The 6,000-nt window shown below is 72.2% G+C and carries 5 protein-coding genes; 3 read left to right on the forward strand and 2 right to left on the reverse strand.

The window, feature by feature from the left end; all coding sequences use genetic code 11:
• Positions 1-8: 8 nt before the first annotated feature.
• The 3 genes from EYW49_RS21075 (at position 9) to argE (ending at position 4,688) form a co-directional block, all read left to right on the forward strand.
• The gene (locus tag EYW49_RS21075; RefSeq protein ID WP_131311606.1) at positions 9-1,049 is read left to right on the forward strand and encodes a glycosyltransferase family 2 protein; all 1,041 of its coding nucleotides are present in this window, start codon (positions 9-11) and stop codon (positions 1,047-1,049) included.
• Complete coding sequence (locus EYW49_RS21080) at positions 1,039-3,438, forward strand: hypothetical protein (protein ID WP_131311607.1); 2,400 nt, start codon at positions 1,039-1,041, stop codon at positions 3,436-3,438. Before EYW49_RS21075 ends, EYW49_RS21080 begins: the two co-directional genes overlap by 11 nt.
• A 92-nt stretch (positions 3,439-3,530) precedes the next feature.
• The gene (gene argE, locus EYW49_RS21085) at positions 3,531-4,688 is read left to right on the forward strand and encodes an acetylornithine deacetylase (protein WP_131311608.1); all 1,158 of its coding nucleotides are present in this window, start codon (positions 3,531-3,533) and stop codon (positions 4,686-4,688) included.
• 9 nt (positions 4,689-4,697) lie between these two features.
• Here argE and EYW49_RS21090 read toward each other — a convergent pair whose 3' ends face one another.
• Together EYW49_RS21090 and fliK are read right to left on the reverse strand one after the other, a co-directional pair.
• Positions 4,698-4,976 (reverse strand): EscU/YscU/HrcU family type III secretion system export apparatus switch protein, encoded by a 279-nt coding sequence (locus tag EYW49_RS21090; RefSeq protein WP_131311609.1) that lies wholly within the window; start codon positions 4,974-4,976, stop codon positions 4,698-4,700.
• 37 nt (positions 4,977-5,013) lie between these two features.
• Positions 5,014-6,000, reverse strand: a 987-nt coding sequence (gene fliK / locus EYW49_RS21095) for a flagellar hook-length control protein FliK (RefSeq protein WP_206365522.1), incomplete at its 5' end; no start/stop codon positions are given.

Here is a 6,000-nt window from a genome sequence, read left to right on the forward strand (position 1 = left end):
AAAATGCGATGACCGCGTCTCCCGTCGAGGCGACCCCCCCGAACGGCCACGGACGCAGGGTCAGCGTCGTCCTGCCGATGCGCAACGAATCCAAGGGCCTCGATCGGCTGTTCGCGCGCCTGGTGCCGGCGCTCGACGCGCTCGGCGTGGCTTTTGAGATCGTCACCGTCGACGACGGCTCGACCGACGAGACCCTCGAATGGCTCAAGGCCCGGCGGGCGATCCTGCCGGCGCTGAAGATCGTCAGCCTGTCGCGCAACTTCGGCAAGGAGATCGCGGTCACCGCCGGCCTCGCCCGCACCACCGGCGACGTGATGGTGGTGATGGACAGCGATCTGCAGCATCCGCCCGAATCGATCGCCGCGCTGATCGCCCCGTGGCGCAGCGGCGCCTTCGATCTGGTCTATGCCCGCCGGGTCAACCTCGATCGCGGCGGCTTCCTGCGCAACGCCTTCTCCAAGGGCTTCTACCGCGCCTTCGACATGATGAGCGAGGTCAAGGTCGACCGCGAGACCGGCGACTTCATCGCCGCCGACCGCAAGGTGGTCGACGCCTTCCTGGCGATGCCCGAGCGCAACCGCTTCAACCGCGGCCTGTTCTCCTGGGCCGGGTTCCGCACCACCACGGTGGCGGTGACCATGGAGGAGCGGGTCGCCGGCACCTCGCAGTGGGGCTTCATCAAGCTCCTGCGGCTGGCGGTCAACGCCATCACCTCGTTCGGCACCCTGCCGCTCAAGGTCTGGGCCTTCATCGGCTCGGCGGTGTCGCTGTCGTCGCTGCTCTACGGCGCCTATGTGGTGATCAAGACCCTGCTGTTCGGCGCCGACGTGCCGGGCTACCCCTCGCTCCTGGTGGCGATCCTGTTCTTCGCCGGGATCCAGCTGATCGGCCTCGGGATCATCGGCGAATATCTCGGCCACGTGTTCTCCGAGGTGAAGCGGCGGCCGCTCTATTTCGTCCAGGAGGCGATCGGCTTCGAGCGCCCGCTCGAGGAGCGCGCGGCGACCTCCGCCCTGGTCGTCGAGGAGCTCGGGACCGATGTCGTCTGAGAGCCCGCGCCGGAGCGGCGCCGTCGTCCAGCCGGTGCATCTCGTCACCACCGTGGTGATGTTCGCCGCCGTCTGGCTGGTGCTGACCCGGCCGTGGACCTCGGGCGGATTCACCGTGCCCTGGGACGCGGAAGCGCATTTCCGCGCCCAGCTCGGCTTCCTCGCCCACGCCATCCACGGCGGCGAGGGGATCACCTGGAATCCTTACGTCTTCTCCGGCTGGACCCAGATTTCCGATCCGCAGTCGCTGATCTTCGTGCCGGCGTTCATGGCGCTCGCCCTGTTCGACGCCGATCCCAGCGCCCGGGCGATGGATGCGGTGGTGTTCGCGCAGCTCGGGCTCGGGGCGCTGGCCTTCGCGGTGTGGTTCCGCGATCGCGGCTGGCATCCGGCCGGCGGCATGGTCGCGGCGCTGGCCTTCGCCTTCGGCGGCTCGGCGGCGTGGCGGCTGCAGCACACCGGCCAGGTGATGAGTTTCGCGCTGCTGCCGATCGTCATGCTGTGCATGGTGCGGATGATCGACCGGCGCTCGCTGTTCTGGGGGCTGCTCGCCGGGATCACCGCCGGCCTCCTGGCGCTCGGACGCGACCAGATCGCCCTGCTCGGGCTCTATTTCCTGATCGGCATGGGCGTCGTCGAGATCTTCGGGACGCGCGGACGCTGGTCGCGGCTCGCCGGATCGATCGCCCCGGCCCTGGTCGCGGTGGTCGGCGGCCTCGCCGTGGTGGTGGTGCCGGTGGTGATGACGCTGTTCCTCGCCGAGCATTCCAACCGGCCGGAGATCGACTTCATCGGCGCCGGCAAGGGCTCGCTGCATCCGGCTTCGCTGATCACCGCGGCGATCGCCGATCTGTTCGGCCAGGGCGATCAGGCGGTCGACTTCTGGGGCCCGCCGAGCGCCGCCTTCGGGGTCACCGACATCTATCTCGCCCAGAACATGGGGGCGATCTATGCAGGCGCCCTGCCGATCTTCGCGATCCTCGCCTACGGCGTCGCCCGCGCCCGCCTGCTGGAGCGCGAGATCGTCTATCAGACCGCGGCGCTGGTGTTCTTCGTGCTCTATGCGATCGGCTGGTACACCCCGGCCTTCCGGCTGTTCTACGACGTGCTGCCCGGGGTCGATCTCTACCGCCGGCCGGCCGACGCGACCTTCCTGATCGGCTTCTCGGTAGCGCTGACCGGCGGCTGGCTGGTGCATCGCCGGCTCACCGACGACGGGCCGCCGGCCGGCCGCTTCGCCTGGATCGTCGGGGGGGCGCTGTTCGCGCTGGTCTTCGCGATTCTGCCGGTGGCCTTCGGGCTCCATGCCGATCGGCTGGCGCTGATCTGGAAGCCCTTGGTCACCGCGATGGTGTTCACCGCCGGCGCGGCCCTGGTCCTCGCCGTGGCGCGGCGGATCGGCGGCACCCGGGCGACGCCCGCCGGCGTGGCCGGGGCGATCGGGCTGGTGGCGGCCTTCGCCTGCCTCGACCTCGCCTGGAACAACGGCCCCAACGAATCGACCGCCTATCCGGCGGCGACCTACGACGCGCTGAACACCACCACCACCGATCCGGTGGTGCACTTCCTCCACACGGCGATCGACAAGGACACCGGCGGCGACCGGCGGCCGCGCATCGAGCTGGTCGGCATCGGCTTCCATTGGCCGAACCTCGGCATGTTGCACGGCTTCGAGACGACGCTCGGCTACAATCCGCTGCGCTTCGACTTCTACGCCAAGGCGACCGGGGCGATCGATCACGTGGCGATCCCCGAGCAGAAGGTGTTCTCGGCGCTCGAGCCCTCCTACGATTCGCTGCTCGTCGACATGCTCGGCCTGAAGTGGGTGGTGACCGGCGTGCCGATCGACAAGATCGATCCGAAGCTCGCCGCCGGCCGGCTGCCCGAGGTCGCGCGCTTCCCGGCCATCCCCGGGATCTTCCCGGCCCCCGGCCGACCGGAGACCTTCGTCTACGAGAACCCACGGGCGCTGCCGCGCGTGTTGTTCGTCGACGGCGCGCGCGGCGTCGACTTCGACGCGATCATCGCCTCCGGCCGCTGGCCCGAGGGCTTCGATCCGACCCGCGAGGTGCTGCTGCCGGCCGACGCCCTGCCGACCGCCGTCGCCCCCGGCGAAGGCCCGGCGGGACGGGCGACCCTCGCCGCCCACCACAACGTCGCGGTCGACGTCGACGTCGAGGCCGAACGGGCCGGTTGGCTGGTCTTGAACGACGTCTGGCATCGCTGGTGGCAGGTCGAGGTCGACGGCCGTCCGGCCGAGATGAACCGCGCCGACGTGCTGTTCAGGGCGGTCAAGGTCGAGCCCGGCCACCACCGGGTGCGCTTCACCTATCACCCGTTCACCGGCGCCTGGGCCGACGTCAGGGCGCGGCTCTCCGCCCGGCGCTGATCGGACCCTCGCGCGTCCCGGGTTGCGCGGGGGCCGAGCGGGGTGACATGCTCCGCCCGCCCGCGGCCCGCCGCTCCGTTCCCGAGGACTCCATGACCGACGTCCGAGCCATTCTCGCCGCGCTCGTCGCCTTCGACACCACCAGCGACCGCTCCAATCTCGATCTGATCGCCTGGATCGAGGCGCAGTTCGCGCGCCACGGGGTGTGGTCGCAGCGCGTCCCCGATCCGACCGGCACCAAGGCCTGCCTGTGGGGGACGATCGGACCGCGCGACGTGCCGGGCTACGTGCTGTCGGGCCACACCGACGCGGTGCCGGTCACCGGCCAGGCCTGGACCTCCGATCCCTTCACGCTGCGCGAGGCCGAGGGCCGGCTCTATGGCCGCGGCACCGTCGACATGAAGGGCTTCATCGCCGCCTGCCTCGCCAAACTGCCGGAGATGGCCGCCGCGCCGCTCGCCCGGCCGATCCATTTCCTGTTCACCCACGACGAGGAGACCGGCTGCATCGGCGTGCGCTTCGCGCTCGAACGGATCGCCGAGCTGGCCCCGGCGCGGCCGCTCGCCGCCTTCGTCGGCGAACCGACCGGCATGCAGGTGGTGATCGCCCACAAGAGCCGCTTCGACTATTGCGTCACGGTGCGCGGGCGCAGCTGCCATTCGTCGCTGGCGCCGCAAGGGGTCAACGCGATCGAGGCGGCGGCGCGAGTGATCGGCCGCATCGCCGACATCGGCCGGCGCTTCGCCGACGAAGGCCCGCGCGACGGGCTCTACGACGTCGACGTGTCGACCGCACAGACCGGCACCATCGAGGGCGGCACGGCGCTCAACATCGTGCCCAACCGCTGCAGCTTCACCTTCGAATTCCGCACGCTGGCCCAAGTCGACCCGTGGCCCTACGACCGCGAGGTCCGCGCCTTCGCCTGCGAGGAGGTCGAGCCGGGGATGAAGGCCCGCGACGGGGACGCCGGCATCGAGATCGAGTTGAAGAACGGCATTCCCGGATTCGAGAGTCCGCTCGATTCGGAAGCGGTGCGGCTCGCCGAGCGTTTCACCGGCCGCTCCGACCACGCCAAGGTGTCCTACGGCACCGAGGCCGGATTGATCGCCGCGGTCGGCGGCATTCCGGCGGTGGTGGTCGGGCCGGGCTCGATCGCCCGCGCCCATCGTCCCGACGAATATGTCGAGATCGCCGAGCTCGAGGCCTGCGGCCGCTTCCTCGACGGGCTGATCGCCCATTGCCGCGCCTGAGGGCCTCGCTCAGAGCTTCTGGCCGGAGGCGCGCAGCACGAAGGCGATGACCTCGGCCACCGCCTTGTAGAGGGCTTCGGGGATCGGCGTGTCGAGCTCGACGGCGGCGAGCGCGGTGGCCAGCAGCGGGTTCTCCTCGACCATCACGTCGGCGGCCGCCGCGGTGGCGAGGATCGCTTCGGCGACCGCGCCGCGGCCCTTGGCGACCACCACCGGCGCCCCCGGCGCCTCCCAGCGCAGGGCGACCGCGAGCTTCTCGCCGTCGGGCCGTCGATCGTCGCCGCTCATCGCCCTCCCCCTCGCCGCGGCCCCGCCGCCGGCGCCCTCACAGGCTGACGTCCACGAAATGGGCCGACGCCGCCGGCTTGGCGGCGACCGGCTGGCCGACCGCGACATGGACGCCGTCGACGGGGATCGCCGCCGCCTCCAGCGCGCCGCGCAGCGTGCCGATGTCCTCGGCGAGGCGGGCGGCCATCTCGGGACGTTCGATCCACAGGCCGATCGACATGCGCTCGCCGGACAGGCCGATGCGCGCATGGACCGGGCCGACCGGCTCGACGTCGAGTGAGAATCGCACCCGCCAGGCCGCTTCGCCGGCCTTCGTGGGATCGCGGCCGCCGTCGCGTTCGACCGTCATCTGCATCACGCCGGTGCCGGCGGCAGTGGCGATCGGCAGTTCGGCGGTCCATTCGCCGCGACCGGGACCGACGCGCGCCGCCGCGTCGGCGGGACGATCGAGGACCGCGGCCTGTTCGAGCAGGATGCGTTTCAGGGCGCCGTCGGTGCGCTCCAGAGCCTGACGGCCGAGGTCGTCGGCGCCGCCCGCCCGGTCGACGGACTCGGCCGGCAGGGCCGGCTGGCCGCGGGTCGGTTGGCCGCGGCGCGGCGGCGGCGGCCGCAGGGATCGATCGACCGCCCCACCCCAGGCGGCACCGGCGGCGGCCTCGCCGGCGGCGCGCGCGGTCGGGCCGGCGGGATCGGCGCCGAGAGCGGCGGCAGCGGGCAGCGCCTCGGAGGCCACGGACGAGGGATCCGGCGGGACGAGGGCCTCGCCGGGCACGACGGCGGCGGACGGGCCGGCAGCGGTGGATGGGCCGGCGGCGGGCGCGGCGGCACCCGCGGGAGCGAGGAGCGGGTCGGCGATCGCTTCGGCCGCGACGGACGCCGCCGATTCGCCGCCGGTCGGCGGCGCGGCGACCGCGACGCCGGGACCCGTAGAGACGGCCGCAGCGGGCGCGGACGGAACCGCTGCCCCGTCGCCCGCGGCGATCACCGGTGCGGCGGCCTCCCCGGTGGCGGCTCCAGCTGCGGC

Source organism: Siculibacillus lacustris, assembly GCF_004328075.1.
Taxonomy (GTDB): Bacteria; Pseudomonadota; Alphaproteobacteria; order Rhizobiales; family Ancalomicrobiaceae; genus Siculibacillus; species Siculibacillus lacustris.